Annotated in this window: 25 protein-coding genes; 12 read left to right on the top strand and 13 right to left on the bottom strand. The window is 68.0% G+C overall.

All coding sequences use genetic code 11. The features are described from left to right. Nucleotides 1–106: 106 nt before the first annotated feature. The gene (locus IEY28_RS19235; RefSeq protein WP_189001695.1) at nucleotides 107–511 is read right to left on the bottom strand and encodes a hypothetical protein; all 405 of its coding nucleotides are present in this window, start codon (nucleotides 509–511) and stop codon (nucleotides 107–109) included. Between the two features lie 143 nt (nucleotides 512–654). Between IEY28_RS19235 and IEY28_RS19230 the strand changes: the two genes are divergently transcribed. Further along, complete coding sequence (locus IEY28_RS19230) at nucleotides 655–1,830, top strand: aspartate kinase (protein WP_189001693.1); 1,176 nt, start codon at nucleotides 655–657, stop codon at nucleotides 1,828–1,830. 111 nt (nucleotides 1,831–1,941) lie between these two features. Here IEY28_RS19230 and IEY28_RS19225 read toward each other — a convergent pair whose 3' ends face one another. Together IEY28_RS19225 and IEY28_RS19220 are read right to left on the bottom strand one after the other, a co-directional pair. After that, nucleotides 1,942–2,631: a metallophosphoesterase family protein gene (locus IEY28_RS19225; RefSeq protein WP_189001691.1), complete on the bottom strand. Its 690-nt coding sequence runs from the start codon at nucleotides 2,629–2,631 to the stop codon at nucleotides 1,942–1,944. 77 nt (nucleotides 2,632–2,708) lie between these two features. Next, on the bottom strand, nucleotides 2,709–3,317 hold the full coding sequence (locus IEY28_RS19220; protein ID WP_189001689.1) for an IMP cyclohydrolase: 609 nt from the start codon (nucleotides 3,315–3,317) through the stop codon (nucleotides 2,709–2,711). A gap of 37 nt (nucleotides 3,318–3,354) precedes the next feature. On the opposite strand from IEY28_RS19220, the gene IEY28_RS19215 reads away from it, so the two are divergent. Together IEY28_RS19215 and IEY28_RS19210 are read left to right on the top strand one after the other, a co-directional pair. After that, complete coding sequence (locus tag IEY28_RS19215) at nucleotides 3,355–3,996, top strand: homing endonuclease associated repeat-containing protein (protein WP_189001687.1); 642 nt, start codon at nucleotides 3,355–3,357, stop codon at nucleotides 3,994–3,996. Between the two features lie 241 nt (nucleotides 3,997–4,237). Continuing rightward, nucleotides 4,238–4,669: a universal stress protein gene (locus IEY28_RS19210; protein WP_189001684.1), complete on the top strand. Its 432-nt coding sequence runs from the start codon at nucleotides 4,238–4,240 to the stop codon at nucleotides 4,667–4,669. On the opposite strand, the gene IEY28_RS19205 is transcribed toward IEY28_RS19210, so the two are convergent. Then, a complete protein-coding gene (locus IEY28_RS19205; protein ID WP_189001682.1) occupies nucleotides 4,666–5,850 on the bottom strand; it encodes an inorganic phosphate transporter in 1,185 nt (394 codons plus the stop codon). The two genes, IEY28_RS19210 and IEY28_RS19205, sit on opposite strands and share 4 nt — an antisense overlap. Nucleotides 5,851–5,966: 116 nt before the next feature. Beyond that, nucleotides 5,967–6,623, bottom strand: coding sequence for a lactate utilization protein (locus tag IEY28_RS19200; protein WP_189001680.1), 657 nt, complete (start codon nucleotides 6,621–6,623; stop codon nucleotides 5,967–5,969). A 123-nt stretch (nucleotides 6,624–6,746) separates the two neighbouring features. Between IEY28_RS19200 and IEY28_RS19195 the strand changes: the two genes are divergently transcribed. The 5 genes from IEY28_RS19195 (at nucleotide 6,747) to IEY28_RS19175 (ending at nucleotide 11,791) form a co-directional block, all read left to right on the top strand. Beyond that, nucleotides 6,747–7,094: an ArsR/SmtB family transcription factor gene (locus IEY28_RS19195; RefSeq protein WP_189001678.1), complete on the top strand. Its 348-nt coding sequence runs from the start codon at nucleotides 6,747–6,749 to the stop codon at nucleotides 7,092–7,094. Beyond that, the gene (locus IEY28_RS19190) at nucleotides 7,087–7,896 is read left to right on the top strand and encodes an arsenite methyltransferase (protein ID WP_189001676.1); all 810 of its coding nucleotides are present in this window, start codon (nucleotides 7,087–7,089) and stop codon (nucleotides 7,894–7,896) included. Before IEY28_RS19195 ends, IEY28_RS19190 begins: the two co-directional genes overlap by 8 nt. Nucleotides 7,897–7,980: 84 nt before the next feature. Further along, the gene (gene leuS / locus IEY28_RS19185; protein ID WP_189001674.1) at nucleotides 7,981–10,647 is read left to right on the top strand and encodes a leucine--tRNA ligase; all 2,667 of its coding nucleotides are present in this window, start codon (nucleotides 7,981–7,983) and stop codon (nucleotides 10,645–10,647) included. A 202-nt stretch (nucleotides 10,648–10,849) separates the two neighbouring features. Next, nucleotides 10,850–11,506, top strand: coding sequence for a cupin domain-containing protein (locus IEY28_RS19180; RefSeq protein ID WP_189001672.1), 657 nt, complete (start codon nucleotides 10,850–10,852; stop codon nucleotides 11,504–11,506). Nucleotides 11,507–11,584: 78 nt separating this feature from the next. Beyond that, complete coding sequence (locus IEY28_RS19175) at nucleotides 11,585–11,791, top strand: heavy-metal-associated domain-containing protein (RefSeq protein ID WP_189001670.1); 207 nt, start codon at nucleotides 11,585–11,587, stop codon at nucleotides 11,789–11,791. Here IEY28_RS19175 and IEY28_RS19170 read toward each other — a convergent pair whose 3' ends face one another. Both IEY28_RS19170 and IEY28_RS19165 read right to left on the bottom strand, forming a co-directional pair. Beyond that, nucleotides 11,792–12,214, bottom strand: a complete 423-nt coding sequence (locus IEY28_RS19170; protein ID WP_189001669.1) for a GIY-YIG nuclease family protein — start codon at nucleotides 12,212–12,214, stop codon at nucleotides 11,792–11,794. It lies immediately after the preceding gene. Between the two features lie 3 nt (nucleotides 12,215–12,217). After that, nucleotides 12,218–12,508 carry a hypothetical protein gene (locus tag IEY28_RS19165; RefSeq protein ID WP_189001667.1) on the bottom strand — a complete coding sequence of 97 codons (291 nt, stop codon included), beginning with the start codon at nucleotides 12,506–12,508 and terminating at the stop codon, nucleotides 12,218–12,220. A gap of 95 nt (nucleotides 12,509–12,603) precedes the next feature. On the opposite strand from IEY28_RS19165, the gene IEY28_RS19160 reads away from it, so the two are divergent. Continuing rightward, nucleotides 12,604–13,236 carry a rhomboid family intramembrane serine protease gene (locus IEY28_RS19160; RefSeq protein ID WP_189001665.1) on the top strand — a complete coding sequence of 211 codons (633 nt, stop codon included), beginning with the start codon at nucleotides 12,604–12,606 and terminating at the stop codon, nucleotides 13,234–13,236. Nucleotide 13,237: 1 nt separating this feature from the next. Here the strand turns inward: IEY28_RS19160 and IEY28_RS19155 are convergent, their stop codons facing one another. Continuing rightward, a complete protein-coding gene (locus IEY28_RS19155; RefSeq protein ID WP_189001663.1) occupies nucleotides 13,238–13,975 on the bottom strand; it encodes a ribonuclease H-like domain-containing protein in 738 nt (245 codons plus the stop codon). 193 nt (nucleotides 13,976–14,168) lie between these two features. On the opposite strand from IEY28_RS19155, the gene IEY28_RS19150 reads away from it, so the two are divergent. Continuing rightward, nucleotides 14,169–14,546, top strand: coding sequence for a universal stress protein (locus IEY28_RS19150; RefSeq protein WP_189001655.1), 378 nt, complete (start codon nucleotides 14,169–14,171; stop codon nucleotides 14,544–14,546). Here the strand turns inward: IEY28_RS19150 and IEY28_RS19145 are convergent. Further along, the gene (locus IEY28_RS19145) at nucleotides 14,543–15,280 is read right to left on the bottom strand and encodes a MinD/ParA family ATP-binding protein (RefSeq protein WP_189001654.1); all 738 of its coding nucleotides are present in this window, start codon (nucleotides 15,278–15,280) and stop codon (nucleotides 14,543–14,545) included. The two genes, IEY28_RS19150 and IEY28_RS19145, sit on opposite strands and share 4 nt — an antisense overlap. Nucleotides 15,281–15,405: 125 nt before the next feature. On the opposite strand from IEY28_RS19145, the gene IEY28_RS19140 reads away from it, so the two are divergent. Then, complete coding sequence (locus IEY28_RS19140; protein ID WP_189001652.1) at nucleotides 15,406–17,445, top strand: DUF6517 family protein; 2,040 nt, start codon at nucleotides 15,406–15,408, stop codon at nucleotides 17,443–17,445. 1 nt (nucleotide 17,446) lies between these two features. Here IEY28_RS19140 and IEY28_RS19135 read toward each other — a convergent pair whose 3' ends face one another. The 4 genes from IEY28_RS19135 to proC form a co-directional block, all read right to left on the bottom strand. Continuing rightward, nucleotides 17,447–17,869, bottom strand: coding sequence for an HIT family protein (locus tag IEY28_RS19135; protein ID WP_166967160.1), 423 nt, complete (start codon nucleotides 17,867–17,869; stop codon nucleotides 17,447–17,449). Nucleotides 17,870–17,956: 87 nt separating this feature from the next. Next, nucleotides 17,957–19,285 (bottom strand): glutamate-5-semialdehyde dehydrogenase, encoded by a 1,329-nt coding sequence (locus IEY28_RS19130; RefSeq protein ID WP_189001650.1) that lies wholly within the window; start codon nucleotides 19,283–19,285, stop codon nucleotides 17,957–17,959. Further along, nucleotides 19,278–20,111, bottom strand: coding sequence for a glutamate 5-kinase (gene proB / locus IEY28_RS19125; RefSeq protein ID WP_189001648.1), 834 nt, complete (start codon nucleotides 20,109–20,111; stop codon nucleotides 19,278–19,280). Before proB ends, IEY28_RS19130 begins: the two co-directional genes overlap by 8 nt. Next, nucleotides 20,104–20,877: a pyrroline-5-carboxylate reductase gene (proC, locus tag IEY28_RS19120; RefSeq protein ID WP_189001646.1), complete on the bottom strand. Its 774-nt coding sequence runs from the start codon at nucleotides 20,875–20,877 to the stop codon at nucleotides 20,104–20,106. Before proC ends, proB begins: the two co-directional genes overlap by 8 nt. A gap of 105 nt (nucleotides 20,878–20,982) precedes the next feature. On the opposite strand from proC, the gene IEY28_RS19115 reads away from it, so the two are divergent. Then, complete coding sequence (locus IEY28_RS19115; protein WP_189001644.1) at nucleotides 20,983–21,153, top strand: DUF4177 domain-containing protein; 171 nt, start codon at nucleotides 20,983–20,985, stop codon at nucleotides 21,151–21,153. The last annotated feature ends 14 nt before the right edge of the window (nucleotides 21,154–21,167 follow it).

Genomic DNA, 21,167 nt, shown 5'->3' with positions numbered 1-21,167 from the left:
CACTCCGCGGGGACGAACGTGACGGGAACGGCGAGTGCGGCGGTGATATGGGTCGACCGTACCGACCACCGCTCGCGGCGACAGACGACCGCTCGTGGTGCGTCGACTACTGCTCGGCACGGCTCGGTTCGAGGCGATACCGAACCGTCGGTTTCCCCTCGAAACGGGGGCCCTGTCCCGTGCGTGTAAATCCCGTCGCCTCGACGGCGGCCTCGACGGCCGACTCGCCGTCGGGGACGAGCAGTTCGACGTCCATCCGTTCTCGTTCGGCAAAGGTGATGGGTTCGTCGAGCAGTCGTTCGCAGGCGTCGGTCGACCCGGCGAGTTGCGTGACGTGGACGGTGCCCCGTTTGGCGTCGTAGCTGACGAATCCCACGATGCCCTCTGTGGTCCCGTCTGTGGCGACTCGTACCGTTCGGTCGTGGACGAGGTTGCGCATCACGTCCGGCGGACTGTCTGCGAGGTCGGCGAGACGCCCGGCGTCGGCCTCGACAGCGTCACGTATCTCCATGGCTGTGACTGTGTGCCCCACGTAAATAAACGGTGTGTCGGACAGTACCATCCGACGCCGGAATCGGGCCAGATGAACACAGTTATCCCGAGCGGCGGCGAACGCGGGGGCATGACTCAATCACACACGGCACAGGTGGTTCGATGCGCGTAGTCGCGAAGTTCGGGGGCACTAGCCTCGGCAGCGGCGACCGAATCAACCGGGCCGCAGACTCCATCGCGGCCGCGGTCCAGCAGGGTCACGAAGTCGGCGTCGTCGCCTCGGCGATGGGCAACACGACCGACGAACTGTTGGAGGGCATCGAGTACGAAGCCGCCGACGAGGACCGTGCCGAAATCGTCTCCATGGGCGAACGGACCTCCGTCCGGATGCTCAAGGGCGCACTGGCCGCCCGCGGCATCGAGGCCGTCTTCCTCGAACCCGGCAGCGAGGATTGGCCCATCATCACCGACGAGTACGGCGAGGTCGATGTCGAGGAGACCAAAAAGCGCGCTCACGCGCTGGCCGGCCAGATGAAAGACGTCGTCCCGGTCATCACTGGGTTCCTCGCGGAGGACCACGAGGGCAACGTGACGACGCTCGGCCGCGGTGGCTCCGACACGACGGCGGTGATGCTCGGTAACTACATGGACGCCGACGAAGTCGTCATCGTCACCGACGTCGAGGGCGTCATGACCGGCGACCCGCGCGTCGTCGAAGGCGCCCGGAACGTCGGCGAGATCAGCGTCGACGAACTCCGTTCGCTCTCCTTCCGCGGGGCCGAAGTCGTCGCGCCCTCCGCGCTGTCGTATAAGGACGCGAACCTCGGGGTTCGGGTCACCCACTACCAGCACGGCGACCTGCTCACCGGCGGCACCTCCATCGAGGGCGAGTTCCAGAACCTCATCGACCTGCAGGAGCAACCGGTTGCCTGTGTCACCGTCGCCGGGCGCGCCATCCGCAACAGTCCCGGCATCCTCGCGGAACTCTCCTCGGCCATCGGCGACGAGGCCATCAACATCGAGGCCAACTCCTCGGGGATGGACTCGCTGACCTTCTACGTCGACGCCGAGGACGCCGACGAGGTGGAGGCGCTGCTTCACGACAAAATCGTCGACGACGAGACGCTCTCCTCTGTCACCGTCGAGGACGACATCGCGGTCATCCGCGTCACCGGCGGCGACCCCAGCGACCACGCGCTTCCCTACCGCGTCACCCGACCGCTCGCCGAAGCGCACATCCACCTCTACGACGTCGTCACCTCCGCGACTTCGGTGTCGGTGTTCGTCCCGTGGGACGACCGCGAGCAGGCCCTCGAACTGGTGCAGGGAACCTTCTGAGACCACTCTTTCCGTCGTCGCCTCCTCGCGCGCTCTGCGAGCGCGCTGTGGGAAGAGCGTGACGGCGAAGCCGTCACATCAAATCGTTGCGGGATTCCCCCGCTCGCCGCTCTACCGCCCTTGGGTCAGTCGGAACCCGATTTTCCGGGGGAGGCCGGCGTCCTCGACGGCGTGGACGACTTCGGTGGTGTCGTACTCGACGCGGCGGTCCACGACGGTCATCGAATCGAGGTCGAGGACGGCGTAGGCGGCGCGGTGGTCGCCGTCACGCGGTTGGCCGACGCTCCCGGGATTCATCACGACACCCTCGTCGTACACCTCGTGGTGCTGGTGGTGGGTGTGGCCCATCACGAGGACGTCCTCTTCGCCGAGGAGGTCTGGCCCGAACTCGTCGGGGTAGGTGTAGTGGTCCGGGTCCTCGGGATGGCCGTGGACGAGTTTCACCCGGTCGTTACACGTCAGGCGTTCGTCGGGGAGGCCTGCGAGCCAGTCGAGTTGCGCCTCGTCGAGTTGCTCGCGGGCGTGTTCGACGCCGGCCTGTGCCATCCCGTTGAACGCGAACGGCGTCTCGCCGGCGACGGCCCGGTCGTGGTTGCCCATCACTGTCGGCACCTCGCTGTCGGGCCAGTAGTCCTCGCCGTCCAGCAGTCCGCGCATCGCGTCGACGCAGTCGGCGTGCCACGGGTTGTACCCGACGACGTCGCCCGCACAGACTAGCCGGTCGACCGACGGCATGTCCGCGAGCACCGCTTCTAGGGCCACCCGGTTGCCGTGGATGTCAGAGAGAACGCCTACCTTCATTGTGTGGTTCTAGCGGGTGAGGGGTCTTGAGTGTCGGCACTGCATCACGTATTGTGGTGGCCGGCCGACTGCGGCCGTCACTCGCCGTTGTACACCGAGACGTCGAAGTCGCCGGCCGCGCCGTTGACGCCGGCCGCACAGACCGCGTGTTCGAACTCGTGGTCGTACACCTCGCGTGCGGCCGCCTCGGCGGCCGTCGCGTCGAGGTCGAACGCCGTCGGGCTATCCTCTTCGTAGGTGGCCACGAGCGTCGGTTCGGTGACCTCCTCGACGAGGAGGGCGTCTCGACGGACGGTGCCGACGACCGCGCCCGGGCCGTCGGCGTTCGTCGTGGGGTCCTCGGCGTCGACGCCGACGATGCCGGCGATGCGGGGCGTGTCGTAGTCGTCCTTCTCGAAGTCAAGCGAGAGCAGCGGTTCGGCGAGGGCGTCCCGTGCGGGGTAGCCCAGTTCGAGTTTCTCCGCGATCGGGTCGACGTGCGAGCCGTTGCCGACCACGGCACCGCGCTCGGTCACGCGGACGCCGTTGTAGGAGATGTAGGGGTTGTCCGTCTCCGGTGCGTCCGGAGTCGGTTCGACGGTGACGGTCCCGTCTCGCTGTACTGCCTGCCGGTTCGGGAACGACCGCGAGGAGACGCGGTAGGCGCCTACCTCGGGGCCGACGACGACGAAGCGTCCGACGTACATACCCGACGGTGGCGGCCAGCCCGCAAAAGCCGTGTCGATGTCCGGGCGAGGGTTCAACTACCGACGGGCGGCCAGCCACGCCGTGACGAGCGAACACGACTGCGTCCGGGCGCTCCGCCACGCCGCCGCCCGACTCGGCGAATCTCCGACGAAAGTCCAGTACGAGGCGCTCGGCCTGACGCCGGCGTCGGGAACCATCCAGCGCGTGATGGGTGGCTGGAACGCCGCCAAGGAGGCGGCGGGGTTGGCGACGAACTACTCGCGCGGGAGTCGTGTCCAAGCGAAACCCGAGGACGTCGACCTGCCCGAGGGACTGGCGTGGGCCGACCTGAGTCAGGACCAGCGCTGGCACTACAGGCATCGGGAAACGAACCGTCGACGGACGCTAACCAGACGGGCCCGACATCGGGCGTGGGTCCACGAACAGAAACGCGACGGCGAGGGATGTGCCCGCTGTGGCGAGACGGATCCCGCCTGTCTCGACTTCCACCACCGCGACGACGCCGACAAGGAGATGACCGTCTCCGAGATGGTCACTCACGGCTACGCCAAATCGAAGCTACGTGCCGAGATGGCGAAGTGCGTCGTTCTCTGTGCCAACTGTCATCGGAAAGAACACTACGAGAAACCACCGCACGTCCGACCGCCCGACGGCACCTCGTCGGATGCCGACGACTGACACGCCAACTCGAGTCCGCAACACTGAAATACAGCAGCCGGCTATACGGTAGTGTACGTCGCTGAGCGAAACCAGTGACGAACGTGTCAAAGTTCCGTGGGGTAGTGGCCAATCCTGTTGCCTTCTGGGGGCAACGACGGAAGTTCGAATCTTCCCGGAACTACTCTCCTCCGTTCACTAACTCGCGAGCGATAGCGCCGTCACCACCCGACTTCTTGTACGTCCCCACACGAGGTGAGATATGGCGCCCGAACACGTCCTCGTTCCGCTCGATGGCTCGCCGCTGGCCGACGAGGCGCTGGTCCACGCCCTAGAGACGTTCGACTGTCGGCTGACGGTGCTGAACGTCGTCGCGCCGCTGGATAGCGCCATGAGCGAGGGCGGGATTCTCGAACCGGGCGAGGAGCGCCGCGAGGAGGCGACAGCACGGGCCGACCGCCTCGTCGAACGGGCCGAACGCCGCGCCGCCGACGTCGACCGCACCGTCGAGACGGCGGTGGAGACGGGCGATCCCGCCGAGACGATTCTCGACTACGCCGCGGCCAACGACGTCGACCAGATCGTGATGGGCGGACACGGCGGAGACCGGAACGAACTGGCCCGCCGACTGCTCGGGACGGTGGCGACGGCCGTCGTGGACGAGGCCCCGGTGACGGTGACCGTCGTCCGCTAGCCCAGTACCGTCGCGAACGCCCGGTAGAGGCCGAACCCGACGGCGACCGAACTGACGAGCGTGAGTATCCAGAAGCCGACCGTCACTCCGATCTTACGGCGGGAGACGCCCGCCGACCCGCCGGCGAGGCCGCCGCCGATGACCCCCGAGATGATGATGTTGTTGAACGAGATGGGGATACCCAGCGCGATGGCCGTCTGGGCGATGATAAAGCCCGGGACCAGTGCGGCGATGGAGCGCCTGACCCCGAGTTGGGCGTACTCGCGGGCGGTGGCCTGTAACAGTCTGGGCGCGCCCATCCACGCGCCGCCGAGGATGCCGACGGCACCGAGGCCGAGCAACAGCAGGCCCGGAAGGCCCAGTTCCACGCGGTAGAGGTTTTCGAGGGGCCCGGTCGCCAGTCCGACCTGGCTCCCGCCGCTGGAGAAGGCGACGACGCTCCCGAGGACGACGAGAAACGTCTTGATGCCCTTATCGACCGACTGCTGGGTGCGCCGACGGATGAACAGGAAACTCGCGACGGCCGCGAGGGCCGTCGCGAGGACGGTGATGCCGGGCAGGGGGACGAGCATCGCGAAGAACCCGGCGATGGAGTTCTGCGTGGCGTCGGCCGGCGCGGGGATGACGCTCAACTGCACGTTGGCGACGATGCCGCCCACGACGGCCGCAAGCAGTGGGACGCCGACCGTCTCGGGGATGTCGTCACGGCGAAGTATCGTGGCGGTGAGGTACGCCAGCCCACCGGAGACCGGCGGGACGAGAACCCAGAACGTCGCGATTTGCCGGTAGGTGTCGAAGACGGGCGCGCCGCCCAGCGAGAGGCCGACGCCGACCATCGCGCCCGTCGTCGCGAACGCGGCGGGAACGGGGTAGCCGCTGTAGATGCCAAAGGCCATGAACAGCGTGGCCGTCAGCAGGCCGGTCGTCGCCGCGAGCGACGTGATCTGGACGCCGTCGATGAGTCCAGCACCGACCGTCTCGGAGATGCTCCCGCCTTGCGTGAGCGCGCCCAACGCCGCGAGGATGCCGATGAGGAAGGCCGCTCGCATCGTCGAGATGGCGTTGGCGCCGATGGCCGGCGCGAACGGCGGCGAGTTGCTGTTGGCGCCGAGCGTCCACGCGGTCACGAGTCCCGTGACCGTCGCGAAGACGACCAGCGCCCAGAAGACGAGTCCCGCCACCGACGACTCAGCCCTCCCGGTCCGCTCGCGTCGTGTTCATTGGCGAGCGTTCACGCGCCCGCCCGATAAACGTTCCCGCGGCTGGCGGTCGCGTCAGTGAACGGGAGCACGCGTGTTCAGTAGCCGAGCGACTCGCGGACGAGGACGACTGTCGTGCGTCCCTCCTCGGCCTCCTGTCGGTAGACGAGTTGTTTCGCGATGACGCTCCCCGCGCCGTAGGCGTCCTGTGCGCGGGCGTCTTCGAGCGGATACGCCACGTCTTCGAGGCGGTCCAGCGCGGTGTCTAGGTCCCCAACGATCTTGTTCGTCCCGGCGACCAGCAGGAGGTTCTCGGCGGCGAAGGGGTAGGCCCCGATACGGCTGCCGGAGGCGTCGGCGGCGACGAGTTCGCCGGTCTGTGCGATGGCGTTGACGCTCCCGAGGAAGTAGTCGCTGGCCTGTGCCTCCCGGCGGGCGCGCTGGCGTTCTTCGTCGTCGTCGATGCCGTAGACCTCGCTGTGGACGTTCTCCCACTCGTGGTCGCCCTCGGTGAGGTACTCCACGAACCCGATTTCTTCGAGCGTCGTGGAGTGGCCGTCCATCACGGACGCTCCGGGGGGTATCCGCGCCTGTATCTCGTCGAGTGTGGCCTCGCCGTCCTCAACCACGACGACGTCGAACCCGTTGGCTTCGAGGTTCTCGATGGCCGCGTCGAGTTCGTCGTCGCTGGGTCGGTCGTCGAGCGATTCGTCGTAGGACACCGCGTCGGCGTAGTCGTCCTTGCGTTGGGACATACCGATACCGTCGCGTCTCGGGGTGAAAAGCGCTCGCGGACGCCGTTGTTACCGGGTGACAGCGGTGTTACCGTCGGCGTCGACACACTCATATGCACGTATGCTCATATGTAGGGTCGAACAATGAGCCAGAACCCTACGACCGACGACCGGGAGTGCTGTGCGCCACTCGAACACGACGTCGACGGGCGGCAGTTCGCGGCCCACGTCCGTCTGCTCTCGGGGGCCGGCAACGACACTCGTTACGAACTACTGCGACTGCTGGCCGCCGCGGAGGGCGAAGTCTGTGCCTGTGAACTCCCTGAGGCGGTCGGTCTGAGCCAGAGCGCAGTGAGCCACGCGCTCTCGACGCTGTACGACGCCGGTCTCGTAACGCGCGAGAAGGACGGTCGCTGGCGCTACTACGGTCTGACTCCGGCCGCCGAGTCACTCATCGAGACGCTTGACGAGATACACCTAGACCATGACTGACACCGACTCCACCGTTTCGACTGCACGGACCGCCGACGAACAGCGACGCATCGTCCGGGAACGCTACGCCGCAATCGCCACCGACAGCAGCGGGTGCTGCGACGAAGGCGGGACGGACGGGAGGGCGACCGACGAGATGGCCCGCAAACTCGGGTACGACGACGGTGAGATAGGGGACGTGGCGGGTGACGCGAACCTCGGCCTCGGGTGTGGCAACCCGCAGGCTATCGCCGACCTCGAAGAGGGAGAGACGGTGTTGGACCTCGGGTCGGGTGCCGGATTCGACTGCTTTCTGGCGGCCGACGCCGTCGGCCCGCAGGGTCGCGTCGTCGGCGTGGACATGACTCCGGAGATGGTCGAGAAGGCACGCGAGAACGCCGCCGAGAACGACGCCGACCACGTCTCCTTCCGCCTCGGCGAAATCGAACACCTCCCGGTCGCCGACGGGACGGTCGACGTGGTCATCTCGAACTGCGTCGTCAACCTCTCGCCCGACAAGCCGCAGGTGTTCCGCGAGGCGTTCCGGGCGCTGCGACCCGGCGGCCGGATTGCCATCTCCGACGTGGTCCAGACCGCCGAGTTCCCGCCCGAGATTACGCGTGACCCCGAGTCGCTCGCGGCTTGCGTGGCCGGCGCGTCGACCGTCGATGCGCTCGAAACGATGCTCGAAGAGGCCGGGTTCGAGGCAATCGACATCCGTCCGAAGGACGACAGCGACGAGTTCGTCCGCGAGTGGGCCGACGACTACGACCCCAGCGACTACCTCGTCTCCGCGAGCATCGAGGCTCGAAAGCCGAACTAGCGCCGTCGGGACGGGATTCGGGCCAGCGGCCACCCGTGCTAGCCGAACACTCATGTGTCACGCCGTCCCACTCCGAGGTATCGAATGTCGCGCCGCTACGACCACGCACGGGTCAAGGAGTACTGGCAGCACGTCTGGGACCGGGAGGGCGTCTACGACTGCCCCGACGACGCCGACGACCCGACCTACGTGCTGGGGATGTTTCCCTACACCTCCGGCTCGTTGCACATGGGCCACATCCGAAACTACGCCATCACCGACGCCTACGCCCGCTACCGCCGGATGGCGGGCGACGACGTGCTCCACCCGATGGGGTGGGACGCCTTCGGCCTCCCGGCCGAGAACGCGGCCTACGAGCGCGACACCGACCCCGAGTCGTGGACGCGGGCCTGCATCGAGCGGATGCGCGGCGACTTAGAGGAGATGGGCTTTGGCTACGACTGGAGTCGGGAGATAACGACCTGCGACCCCGAGTACTACCGGTGGAACCAGTGGCTGTTTACCCGCCTGCACGAGGCCGGCCTCGTCTCCTACGACTCGGCGACGGTCAACTGGTGTCCCGACTGCGAGACGGTGCTGGCCGACGCACAGGTCGAGACCGAGGCGGACGGCGGCCACGACCACAGTCACGGCGGCGTCTGCTGGCGGTGTGGCACCGCCGTCGAACAGCGCGACCTGGACCAGTGGTTCCTCACCATCACCGACTACGCCGACGAACTGTACGACGGCCTCGACGACTTAGACGGGTGGCCCGAGGGCGTCCGTGACAGCCAGCGCAACTGGATCGGCCGACAGGAGGGAGCCCGCGTCACCTTCACGGTCGACGGCCACGACGTGGACGCCTTCACCACGAGGCTGGACACCGTCTACGGCGCGACGTACCTCGCGCTCGCTCCGGGCCACGAGGTGGTCGGCGAACTGACCGAGCGAGACGAGGCCGTCGCCGAGTACGTCGAGTCGGTCGCCAGCACGGACGACGCGGGTCTCAGCGGCGTCGAGACGGACCTCACCGCGACCCACCCCTACACCGGCGAGGAGATACCCGTCTACGTCGCCGCCTACGTCTTAGACGACGTGGGCACCGGCGCGGTCATGGGCGTGCCCGCCCACAACGACCGAGACCACGCCTTCGCCAGCGAGCACGACCTGCCGGTCGAGCAGGTGGTCGAACCCGTCGACGGAACCGGTACGAACCTACCCGAGGAGCCCTACACCGACGACGGGATGCTCACCGACAGCGGCGAGTACGACGGCCTCGCGAGTACGGCCGCTCGCGACCGCCTACTCGAACACGACGCCGCCGCGGAGGCGACGACCTACCGCCTGCGGGACTGGCTCATCTCCCGCCAGCGCTACTGGGGGACGCCGATTCCGATGGTCCACTGCGACGACTGCGGCCGGGTGCCGGTCCCCGACGAGGACCTGCCCGTCGAACTGCCCGAGTACGTCCAGACCACGGGCAATCCGCTGGACGCCGCCGAGGAGTGGAAACGGACCGAGTGCCCCGACTGCGGCCGAGACGCCGTGCGCGAGACGGACACGATGGACACGTTCGTCGACTCCTCGTGGTACTTCCTGCGCTATCTCTCGCCGCATAGCGAGGCGAGCGGTGAAACCGCGAGCCAAGCGGACGCCCCCTTCGACCAGCAGACTGCGGACGAGTGGCTCCCGGTCGACGTCTACGTCGGCGGCGAGGAACACGCCGTCCTCCACCTGCTGTACATCCGCTTTTTCACGCGGGCGCTCGCGGATCTGGGCCTGTTGAACCGCCGGGAACCGGTCGACCGACTCATCAATCAGGGGACGGTCCTCCACAGCGGCGAGAAGATGTCCAAGTCGAAGGGTAACGCCGTCGCACCACACGAGTACGGCGCCGAGACCACTCGGTTGTTCGTCCTCTCGGCGGCCCACCCCGAACAGGACTTCGAGTGGACGGTCAAGGACGTCTCGACGGCCTACGAGTTCCAGCAGACCCTCTACGGGATGGTCAGCGACTACGTGGAGGGCCGCGAGACCCGAACCGAGAGCGCGCCCCACGACGCCTATCTCGAACGCGAGATAGACCGGACTATCGCCGCCGTCACCGAGGAGTACGACCGCTTCCGGTTCCACCGCGTCGTCGGCGAACTCCAGCGGTTCGCCCGCCTGCTCCGCCGATACGCGGGCTACGACACGCCCTACCGCTTCGCCTACAGTCGCGGCCTGCGGGTGCTGACGAAACTGGTCGCGCCAATCGCGCCGTACCTCGCCGAGGAACTGTGGCACCTGCTGGACGAGGACGGCCTCGTCGTCGAGGCGCCGTGGCCCGAATCGCTACGGGACGTCGCGGAGTACCGCATCGAGCGCCAACTCGTCCGGAGGACGCTCGACGACGTGCGCGACATCACCGACGTCGTCGACATCGCGGACCCGAACGAAATCGAGGTGGTGGTCGCCGAGGACTGGAAGTACCGGGCCTACAGTATCGCACAGGACGCCGACCCCGGCGACGCAGTCGTCGGCGAAATCATGGGCGAGGCGTCGATACAGGCCCACGGCGACGCCGCCGCCGACTACGCCGCCGACCTCGCCGAACAGGGCGCCGGCCTCGAACCCGTCGTCGACGGCGACCGGGAACTCGAAGTGCTCTCGCAGGCCGCGTGGCTGTTCGAGGACGAGTTCGGGGCCGACGTGACGGTACGGCGGGCCGACGGCGACGACGAACTAGCGCGGAAAGCCCGGCCCAACAAGCCTGCAATACATATCTCTTGAGGCGGAACCGGGCACGTACGCCAGATTCGGGCCGGACGTCGCGCGAGTCACAGCGGCCCCGGTAACGTCGTCTTAGCGACGGTCACGTTCCCTTGTCACACGGTATCTCGATGCAACTACGAGCGCAAATATGTCTGTGACCGTATAACTACGTTCGGTCGTGACGCCGCTCTATTCGGGCGGTTTCGCCCCGGAGAATGCCATGACACGAGACGACGAACCACTGACACACGGCGACACCGGTGCTCTTGCCCCCGACGAGTCACGCGACCGGGACACCGACGCGGGCCACTTCGCTGCGCTCCCGTTCTTGCGGCGCGACTTCCTCTCGGACTCCGCGAAACTCGGTGCCGGCGCGCTCGCGCTCTCCTCGAGCGGCGTCGCCGCCGCACAGGCCGACGACGGACAGACAGACGACGGTCAGACCGGCGGCGGACAGGTCGACCAGCCAGAAGGCCTGAGCATCGAGGTTCTCGCCCCGCATGCGGGCTTCACCGACGACGTGGGGATGGCGCTGGGCGTCACCTTCGAACAGGGCGGCGACGAAGCCGCGTTCGTCCGTGACGCCTCCACCATCGTCCTCGCTCGGGTGACGCTGGAGCCGGGCGGGACGACCGGGTGGCACACCCATCCGGGTCCGGTCGTCGTCACCCTCGTCGAAGGCGAACTCGAGGTCGTCTTTTCCCACACCTGCACCACCCACACCTACGCGGCCGGTGAGGCGTTCGTCGACCCCGGCGGCCACGAAGAAGTCGCGAGGAACCCGAGCGACACGCAACGAGCGGTCGCCTACGCGCTGTTCTTCGCCGTCCCCGACGGCGAGTCGCCGACGACACACGTCGAGCCACAGGACTGCTGAGTCCGGCACTCGTTCGGCGGCCCCGGTGCGACGCGCTGGGGCCAAGCCGTTTTCCCCCCGCAGTCGTTACCGGCGGCTATGGAGCAACGAACGCTCTCGGTGAGTGGCATGTCCTGTACAGGGTGCGAGGAGTCGGTCGAGGCCGCCGCCCTCGGCGTCGCCGGCGTCGAAGCGGCCACGGCGGACCACGACGCGGACGCTCTCGTCGTGGAGACCAGCGGCGCCATCGACGACGACGCGCTCTCGTCGGCCGTCGCGGACGCCGGATACGAGGTCGTCGGGTAGTCAGTCGTCGACCGCGGCGTGGGCCGTCTCGACGGCCGTCAGGAGCACGTCCCGCCTGTCGCTGCACACCAGATGCGAGCGACAGCCACAGTCCGAACAGCCGAAGTCGGGCACCGACTCGGTCGCTCCGTGGTCCTGTAAGTGCTCGGCGACGGCACACTCGACGTCGGCGCGGGTCGTGACGACGGTGTCGAATCGCGTAGCGCCGTCGCCCAGCAGGTAGTCGACGTGCCAGTGGCGGGCGTCGTTGTCGCCGCTGGCGACGGCCCGGTGACGGTCGACCCGCGAGAACCCGCCGGCCCCGAGCGCGCTCCCGGTGTAGGCGTACCACCCCGCGGGGAGCGATAGGTCCCCGAGCGCGCCAACCGCGAGGGGGCCGTCGCTGTCGCGTTCGAGGACGAGCGTGTACGTCCCGCCGTCCATCCCTTACGCGCCGATTTCGGGGTCCGCGGCGAGGTCGCCGAATCCGTCGATGCGGAACTCCCGGGTGTCGGTGCAGTCGTCGTTCGCGGCGGCGAGTTCGCCGACGAGCCAGTTGAATCGGCGCTCGAAGTCGTCGTAGGGGGCCTCCTCGAACGTCTCTCTGACGGCGTCGGCCGTGAGGGCCTCGTCGTACTGCTCGGCGAAGGCGGCGACGTTCTCGGCGGCGGTCTGTGCGGTGTCTGCGTCGGTCTCCTCGCCGAAGGCGTCGGCGAGCGATTCGCTGATGTCGGACATGTGCGATGGAACGGCACGCGGTCACGTATGCGTTCTGGACTCCGACGACCGTGGCACCCGGACCTTTCTTGTGCGCTGCTCGACAACACTACCCTATGCGCCGTCCCGCCGAGAGTCCGACGCTCGTGACGCTGCTCCTCATCGTCGCCGTGTTCGCCCTCCAGCAGGTCGTCGGACTCGTCGCACGCCAGCGCCACATCTTCGCGCTGTCGAATCCCTTGCTCGACCAGCCGTGGACGCTGGTCACGAGCGTCTACGCCCACGCCGGCCCCTCCCACTTGCTTGCCAACGCCGCAGCGCTCGCCCTCGCGGGCCTCCTGCTCGAACGGACGACGACCAGCGCGCGCTTTCACGGCTTTTTCGTCGCCGTCGGCGCCCTCTCCGGGGTCGCACAGGTCGCTTTCGTCGGGACCGTCGGCCCCCTGATTCCGGGCGTCCCGGCGAGCGTCAGCGTCCTCGGGGCCAGCGGCGCCATCTTCGGCCTCTTTGGCTACCTGCTTGCGGCCAACCGCTTCACCGAGACGGTCGTCGGCGGGTTCGAACTCCCCGCTCGCGCGCAACTGGCGCTGGGCGGCGTCCTCGCGGCGGCGATAACCCTGCTGACGGCCAACCCCGGCGTCGCGCTGGTCGCCCACTTCACCGGCCTGTTGCTGGGCTTTCTCGCCGGTCGGGCCCACCTGCTGCGGCCCGCCGACACCGCGCCGGAGGCCGACCCGACCCGGTTCTGAGTCAGCGGACGAACACGTCGTCGTGGAGGCTCCCCGTCACCTCGTCGGCCAGGGTGCGGAGGTTGACGGTGTCCTCGCGGTTGTACGACACCAGCGTCTCTAGGGCCCCGCCGCGGCCGCTCTCGTGTTCCCGCCAGAGGCGGACCGCGTCGCGTCCGGAGATGTCGGGTCGGTCGCGCTCGATGCCGATGTCCTGCTCGACCTGCTTCAGCCCGCCCGAGAGGCCGATTTTCTTGCAGGTGTACAGCAGATCGAGATGCGGGCGCTGGAGGTCGACGTCGAAGTTCGCTTCGAGGAAGGGCACGTCGAAGCGCTTGCCGTTGAACGTCACCAGCAGGTCGGCGTCGGCGAAGGCCGCCCGGAGGTTCCCGGCGGTCAGGTCGTCGCCGGCCACGAGCGTCTCCGTCTCGCCGTCCTGATGGAGGCTGACCGTCGTCACCCGGTTTCGTTGCTGGTCGAGGCCGGTCGTCTCGATGTCGAAGAAACACGCGCGGTCCCGGAACGTCTCGTAGAGGCGCCACTGCTCGCTGTTCGGGAACTGCTGGTCGAAGTACGCCACGTCGGCCGCGTCGAGGTGGTCGCGTCCCTCCTCGATGAACCGCTGGATGCGGTCGCCGCGCTTGCCGCCGACGACACCGGGTTCGAACTCGTCCCAGTGGGTGATTCCCTGCTCCCAGATGGACCGCTCTGTCTGCTCGCCGACGCCGTCGACCCCGATGAAACTGTTCTCGACGCGCACGCTCTCCGGTACAGGCGGGGGCGTATGTAAGTTCGTCGGGTAGCGAGGGACCGACAGCCGTCGGTCCCTCGGACAGCGAAGCCTCTCGATGCGATACGGGGAGCGAAGCGACCCGCGGAACAGTGGCACGGGGCCGACCAACGGGAAGCGCCCCGCCGAAACGCCGAAGCCACCCGAGCGCCCACCCCGAAGTATGACCGAGTATCTCGTCGGCGCGTCGTCGGTACACGTCACCGCGGCGGCCGCGGACTACCTACAGGACCGTCTCGACCCCAGCGAGGACAGCGTCGTCGTGGTCGGCGTCAGGGAACCCGACGCGCCGTCACGGGACGCCGGCGACGCCGCCAACGTGGCCCGGTCGCGCCTCGCGGCCGTGATGCCGACGACGGAGACCAGAGACGGCGACCCGGTCGCGGAACTGCTGGCGGCCGTCGACGACCACGGCCCCGACGTGGTCGTTCTCGGCGCGAATCGCGGCACCGAGGGCGCCGGCGGCGTCGGGTCGACCGTCACGAACCTGCTGGCCCGCGTGAACCGCCCGGTCGTGGTCGTTCCGCTGCCGGATCTCTAACGGCCGACGCGGTCGAACAGACTCCCCTCGGGGAACTCAAGCGCGAGGTCCACGTCCAGCAGTGCCTCGACCGCGTCGGCCACGGCCGGTGCGAGGTCCGACTCCGGGTCCAGTGCCGTCGGAACCGACGCGTTCGGGCCGGCAGCGGGGATCTCGTGGTCGGCGGCCTCGATGGACAGTGCCCCGTCGACGTCCGTTCGCGTGGCGACGACGGCGTCCGCCATCGCGTCGAGGTCACGACACCGACCCTGCTGTCGCGGGAGGAGGTCCCGGCCGCGCTGGGTCGCCGGGACGACGAGTGCACGACGCTGTGCGGTGGTGAGCGCCGCGATGGACTGGTTCGCCGCGACGGGTGGAACGTCGAGTATGACGTGGTCGAAACGACCGGCGGCGTCCGCGACGGTCGTCTCGAAAGCCCGCGCGCTCTCGGGCGTCTTCGCGCGGGCGAGGCGCTCGAACGGCGCGTGGGCCGGGCAAATCTCGACCCGGCCCGGCACGTCGAATCCGGCGTCGTACAGCGCGTCGTCGAGCGCTGCCTCACCCGTCACGACGCCGGTCACGTCGTCGGTGAGTCGTCCCCCGACGTGTGTCGCCAGTCCCTGCGTGGCGAACGCGGCGTCTAGAACGGCGACGGACCGGCCCGCGCGGGCCAGTGTCGCCGCGATCTCGACTGTCGTCCTCGTCGTCCCGGCACCCCCGGTCACCCCTGTGAGTGCGAGCGTCGTACACCCCATACGACAATCCTACCGCGTATTGAAATAAAAAGTTCTAGATGAATCATCTCGAAATTCAGTGCTTCGAGTGATGAGAATAGTTATGCCGCCGCCGAGCGTTACGTACGTTCCACTAAGGTGGCTGGATGACACGAAAGGGTGGCCGTACGCTGTGGCACCGGCGTGAGTTGCTCCGCACGATGGGGCTGACAGCCGCGACTGGAGCGCTCGCCGGGTGTGAATACGCCACAGACAACGAGTTCACCGCAGACGCTGTCGTGTTGCCACCGGCGGCACAGTCGTCGCTCGGGTTCGCCTCTATCGTCGAGCAGTCCCGGCGACGAACGGTCGAACGAACCGTCAACGGGCGGGACGTCACCGCGACCATCGATCGTTTCGTCTCGGTGTACGCACAGACCGACGGCGAGATGTCGTGGGGGGACTCGGAATCGGGGCCGCTCCTGCTGCGGTTCTCCGGCGGGGCTGTCCCCTTCGACGGGACGACAGACCGACTGTTCGTCGGTCCCGCGACGGCGTTCGACACCGTCGGGGGGACCCTCCCGTTTCTCCGGGACGGCGTCGTCGACCCGCGCGGTGTGGTCCTGTTCGCACCGGGGGCGGCGCTGTCCGGGGCCGTACTCGACGCGAACGAGGCCCTCGCGGTCGCCCATCGTTCGGCGCTCTCGGAGGGACCGTTCGTCCCCACCGACACCGGCTTCTCGGTCCCCGACTCGGCGTTCTTCCCGAACTCGGTGTTCGACGTCGACGCCGAGTGGTTCCCGAACAAGAACTGGATACTGCCCGACGACGACGCACGCTCGACCGTGGCCGTCTTTCCGGGCCCCGGCGTCGACAGCGGGGCCGTCGGGACCGCGGGTCGCTCGTTCGAGGCAGGGACGGAACTCGACGCGACGTACGTCGCCGCGCCGGCGGACGTGTTCTTCGATACGGGCGTCTCGGTGACCGACCCCGGCCGACTGCAGACGTTCCTCGGGACCGACGCGGATCAACTCGGTGCGGTCGCCCCCGAACGCCCCATCGACGACGCCGGCGTCGTCGTCTTCTCCGACCGGGAACGCGGCGTCCCGTTCGCGTATATTCCCGGTGAGACGCTGTTCCCCGACTCGACGTTCTTTCCCGAGGCCGTCTTCTCCGCCGATCGGCCGATACTCGCCGCGTCGCTCGGCGACCTGTTCCTCGACTCGACGTTCTTCCCGGACTCGTTTACCCTCTCGGAGTCGCTGCTGAACCCGCAATCGCTGGCGCTTTTCTTCCCTTCGGAACCGGTTTCGTCGGTCCCCGACCCGTTTACCGTCGTCGACTCGGGGGCCAACCTCTCGCCCAGCGGCACGGTTCTGTTCTTCCCGACCGGTCCGGGCACCCTCGGCGGCGCCGACGAGGGGCCGTTCCCCGACTCGGCGTTCTATCCCGACGCCGTGTTCGCTCCCGATTCGCTCTTCTGGCCGGACTCGGTGTTCTGGCCGGACTCCGCGCTTTTCCCCGACGCCGCGCTCCTGCCGATGGAGACGAACGCACACCCCGCGACGAGCGCCGGACTCCCGGTGTCGTTCCCGAGTTCGTTCTTCTTCCCGGGAACGACGTTCTCGCCGACCGAGGTGCTCCATCTCCCCGGCGATTTCGGGTTCTCGGCCGACCTGTTCGAGAACGCCGGGACCGAGGTCACGCACGCGCGCTCGGCGACGGCCGAAAAGCAGGACGCGGCCGAGATAGACACCGCGCCACTCAGCCTCGGCGTCCTCAGTACGCCGGTGGCCAGCGTCGCCGGCCAGTCGATCAACACGCTCGCCGGACTCTCCCTCTCGGACCTGCTGACGAACGATCAGGCGGAGTCGTTCCTCCGCTCGGCCGGCGTCGGGGACGGGAGCGTCGAGTGGGCACGCGGGCCGACGCGACTCGGCACCGAAGCGGCGTCGCTGCTCGGGGAGCCGGTCACGATGGAAACCCACGCGGGCATCCTCGACGAGTCGAACCCGAGTGTCGTCTACCTCCACCTCGCTCGCGTCGAGAACGGAGGCAGCGTCGTCGTCAGCGCCGGGGTCCACGGGTTCGAGGTCTCGGACACCGACCGCCCGTTCGTCGGCGCGGACGGCTACGTCTCACAGGACCGTCTCGACCGCTACCGCTCGACCGTCGTCACCGCCGACGAGGCGCTGACCGTCCGCTAACTCAGACGCTGTCGCCGATCGCCGCCGCGATGTCGTCCAGCTCCGCCTCGGGGAGGTCCGGCCGGTCGCCGAAGATGGCGTGAATCGGCCGGCCGCCGTCGTCGGAGAACCGCGGGACGATGTGGCCGTGGACGTGCGGGACCTCTTGGCCGGCCTCCTCGCCGTTGTTGAACGCGACGGTACTCGCGGGGGCGTCGACGGCCGCCTCCACGGCGGGCGTGAGTTCGTGGAGAGCCGCGAACACGTCGCCGCCGACGTCCTCGGGCAGGTCCGCCATCGTCTCGTGGTGGGCCTTCGGGATGACGAGCGTGTGGCCCCGTGCGAGCGGATTCGCGTCCAAGAACGCCAGCACCGTGTCGTCCTCGTAGACGGTTCGGCTCGGGATGTCGCCAGCGACTATCTGGCAGAAGATGCAGTCGTCCATAGCTGGGTAGTCGAGTGGTTTTGCCATCAAGGTTGGGCTACTGACGACGACTGCTGGGCCGGCGCGGTTCAGTTCGGCTGTGGCACGCTACTCGTCGGCGAGGTGCCCGGGACGCCACTCGCCGTCGAACTCCCGGTGGGTGAAGGGAAGGGCGTCGTCGCCGGCGTAGCTAGCGACCAACTGCCCGTCGCCCTCCAGATAGTACTTGTAGGTCGTCAGGCCCTCCAGCCCCACGGGGCCGCGGGCGTGAATCTTGCCCGTCGAGATACCCACCTCGGCACCGAGGCCGTAGCGGTAGCCGTCGGCAAAGCGGGTCGAGGCGTTGTGGAAGACGCTGGCGGCGTCGATGCCGGTCATGAACGTCTCGGCGGTGTCGGCGTCCTCGGTGAGGATCGACTCGGTGTGTTTCGAGCCGAAGGTGTTCGCGTGGTCGATGGCCTCGTAGACGTCGTCGACGACCTTGATGGACAGTTCGAGGTCGCCGTACTCCGTCTCCCAGTCGTCGTCGGTCGCGGGGTCGACGTCGACGACGTCGCGGGTGGCCGCGTCGCCGCGCAGGGTCACGCCGGCCTCGCGGTAGCGCGCGACCATCTCGGGGAGGAAGTCGTCGGCCACGGCGTCGTTCACGAGGAGGGTCTCGACGGCGTTACACACCGCGGGGTACTGCACCTTCGCGTCGAAGGCGACGTCCGCGGCCATCTCGAGGTCGGCGGCCTCGTCGACGTAGACGTGACAGACGCCCTCGGTGTGGCCCAGCACGGGAATCTGGGTGTTGTCCTGGATGTAGGAGACGAACTCCGAGGAGCCACGCGGCATGACGAGGTCGACCTCGTCGTCCATCTCCAGCAGGGCGTCGACCTCCTCGTGGGCCTCGATGAGCGTCGCCCAGCCGACGGGGAGGTCCGCCGTCGCCTCGACGATGGTCTCGTAGAGGACGCGGTTGGACTCGCTGGCCTCGCTGCCACCTTTCAGGATGACGGCGTTACCGGACTTCAGCGCGAGCGCGGCTATCTGGACCAGCGCGTCGGGGCGGGACTCGAAGATGGTCCCGACGACGCCGATGGGGACCGCGACCTTGTACAGTTCGAGGTCCTCGTCGAGTTCGCGGGCCGCCAGCGTCTCCCCCAGCGGGTCGTCCTGCTCGGCGACGGACTCGACCATCTCGGCGATGCTCTCTAGCTTGCCCGCGTCGAGTTTGAGTCGGTCGACGAGCGCCTGCGTGTACTCGCCCTCCGCGAGCATCTCCTCGGCCGCCGCGACGTCCTCCTCGTTGGCCGCGAGGATGGCGTCGCTGTTGTCGCGGATGGCGTCGGCGATGGCCGAGAGCGCGGCGTCGCGCTCGGCGGCGTCGACGTTTGCCAGCCGCAGGGCCGCGGACTGTGCAGCGGTCACCTGTTGCTCGGTCGTCTCAGTCATCTGTCTCACCGTTGATGGGGACGAATATTGTGCCCACCGATTCCGCCTCGGCGACCTTTCGCAGGACGTCCGGTTCCGTCGACTTCGCGATGATGGCCGGGATGCCGTGTTCGCTGACGTCCCGCGCGCCGCTGACCTTCGTCTGGATGCCGCCGAAACCGCCCGTCGAACTCTCCGTGACGACGTCTTCGACCTCGCCGTAGTTCTCGCCGACGACCGGAATGTGCTCGGCGTCTGGGTCTTCCTTCGGGTTGCCGGTGTAGACGCCGCCGACGTCGGTCAGGGTCACCAGCAAGTCGACGCCGACGCCGATGGCGATAGAGGCCGAGATCATGTCGTTGTCGCCGATCTGGAGTTCCTCGGTCGCGACGGCGTCGTTCTCGTTGATGATGGGGACGATGCCCCAGTCCAGCAGCGTCTCGACGGTGTTGCGGAAGTTGGTGAACCGCTCGGGGTTGTCGAGGTCGTGTTCCGTGATGAGTATCTGGGCGACCTTGCGGTCGTATCGGGCGAAACTCTCCGTATAGCGGTGCATCAGGTGACTCTGGCCCACCGTCGAGAGCGCCTGTGACTTCTCGACGGTCTCGGTGTCGTGGTCAATCCGGCCGATGCCGGCGCCGACGGCACCGGAGGAGACCAGCATGACCTCCTTGCCCCGCGAGAGCAGCGACTCGATGTCGTCGACGAGTTTGTCGAGTTTCTCGTCGTCTAAGTTCGACTCCGCGTCGGTCAGCGAGTTCGTGCCGGCCTTGACGATGACGCGCTCGGCCGCGGCGGCCTGTTCGCGGGCGCGAGAGAGCGCGGCGGCGTCGACGCGCTCAGTCATCCTCGAATGCGGCCGCCAGTTCTTCCGAGCGCTGTTCTGCGGCCGCGACGGCGTCGGCGAGCGCCGCGTCGGCCTCGCTGTCCCAGAGCACCTCCATGCCCTCGATGGTCGTCCCGTTGGGCGAGCAGACCGCGTCGACGAGTTCGTCGGCGGTGCGGTCGTCCTGCAGGACCGTCTCGGCGGCGCCCTTGAACGTCTGGGCGGCCAGCACCTGCGCCTCCTCGTGGTCCAGGCCGCCGGCGACGCCGGCCTCGGTCATGGCCTCGATGAAGTAGAAGACGAAGGCTGGGCCGCTCCCGTTGACCGCGGTGGCGATGTCCATCTGGCCCTCCTCGATTTCGGCGAACTCGCCCACGTCGTCCAGCAGTTCGCGGACCTCGTCGGTGACGTCGCCGGTCGCCGCGGCCGCCATGTCCCGCGTCTCGGCGGCGAGGTTCGGCATGATGCGTACGACCCGCGCGTCCGTCCGGGCTTCGACGAACGCCGTCGGGACGCCGGCCGCGATGGAGACGAGCGTCTGGTCGGCCGAGAGGTCCAGTTCGTCAAGCACCGCTTCCACGATGTCCGGTTTGACCGCGAGGAAGACGACCTCGGCGTCGGCCGCTCGACCCACGTCGTCGGTCGTCTCCTCGCAGTAGTCGGCGACGGCGGCCAGCGCGTCCGGGTCGAGGTCGCAGGCGACGACCGAGTGGTTGCCCGACGCGTAGAGCCCCCTCACGAGAGCACTGCCCATGTTTCCGCAGCCGATGACACACGTACGTACCATAGTCTCTAGTCCACCGGACGAGATGGGGAGACTAATTGTGTTTTCATCTCGCACGGCGGGTGGGACCACAAGACTGGTACCGTCGCCGGCCCAGCTGTCGAACGAATGCCCTCCTACGAGTACAGACTGTTCGAGGTCGACACTGGAGTGTTCGGCGGGAGCAGCGTCCCCGTCGACGAACTGAACGAACTCGGTGCCGAGGGGTGGGAGGTCGTCGCTCCCATCACGGAGAACAGCGGGCAGACCGCCGGCCTGTTACTCAAGCGCGAGCGCTGACCTGCAGGCCCCCG

Origin of the sequence: Haloarcula pellucida, assembly GCF_014647235.1 — an archaeon.
Classification (GTDB): domain Archaea; phylum Halobacteriota; class Halobacteria; order Halobacteriales; family Haloarculaceae; genus Haloarcula; species Haloarcula pellucida.
The sequence above is the reverse complement of the archived record's forward strand: the minus strand, read 5'-3'. Positions and strand labels throughout refer to the sequence as shown.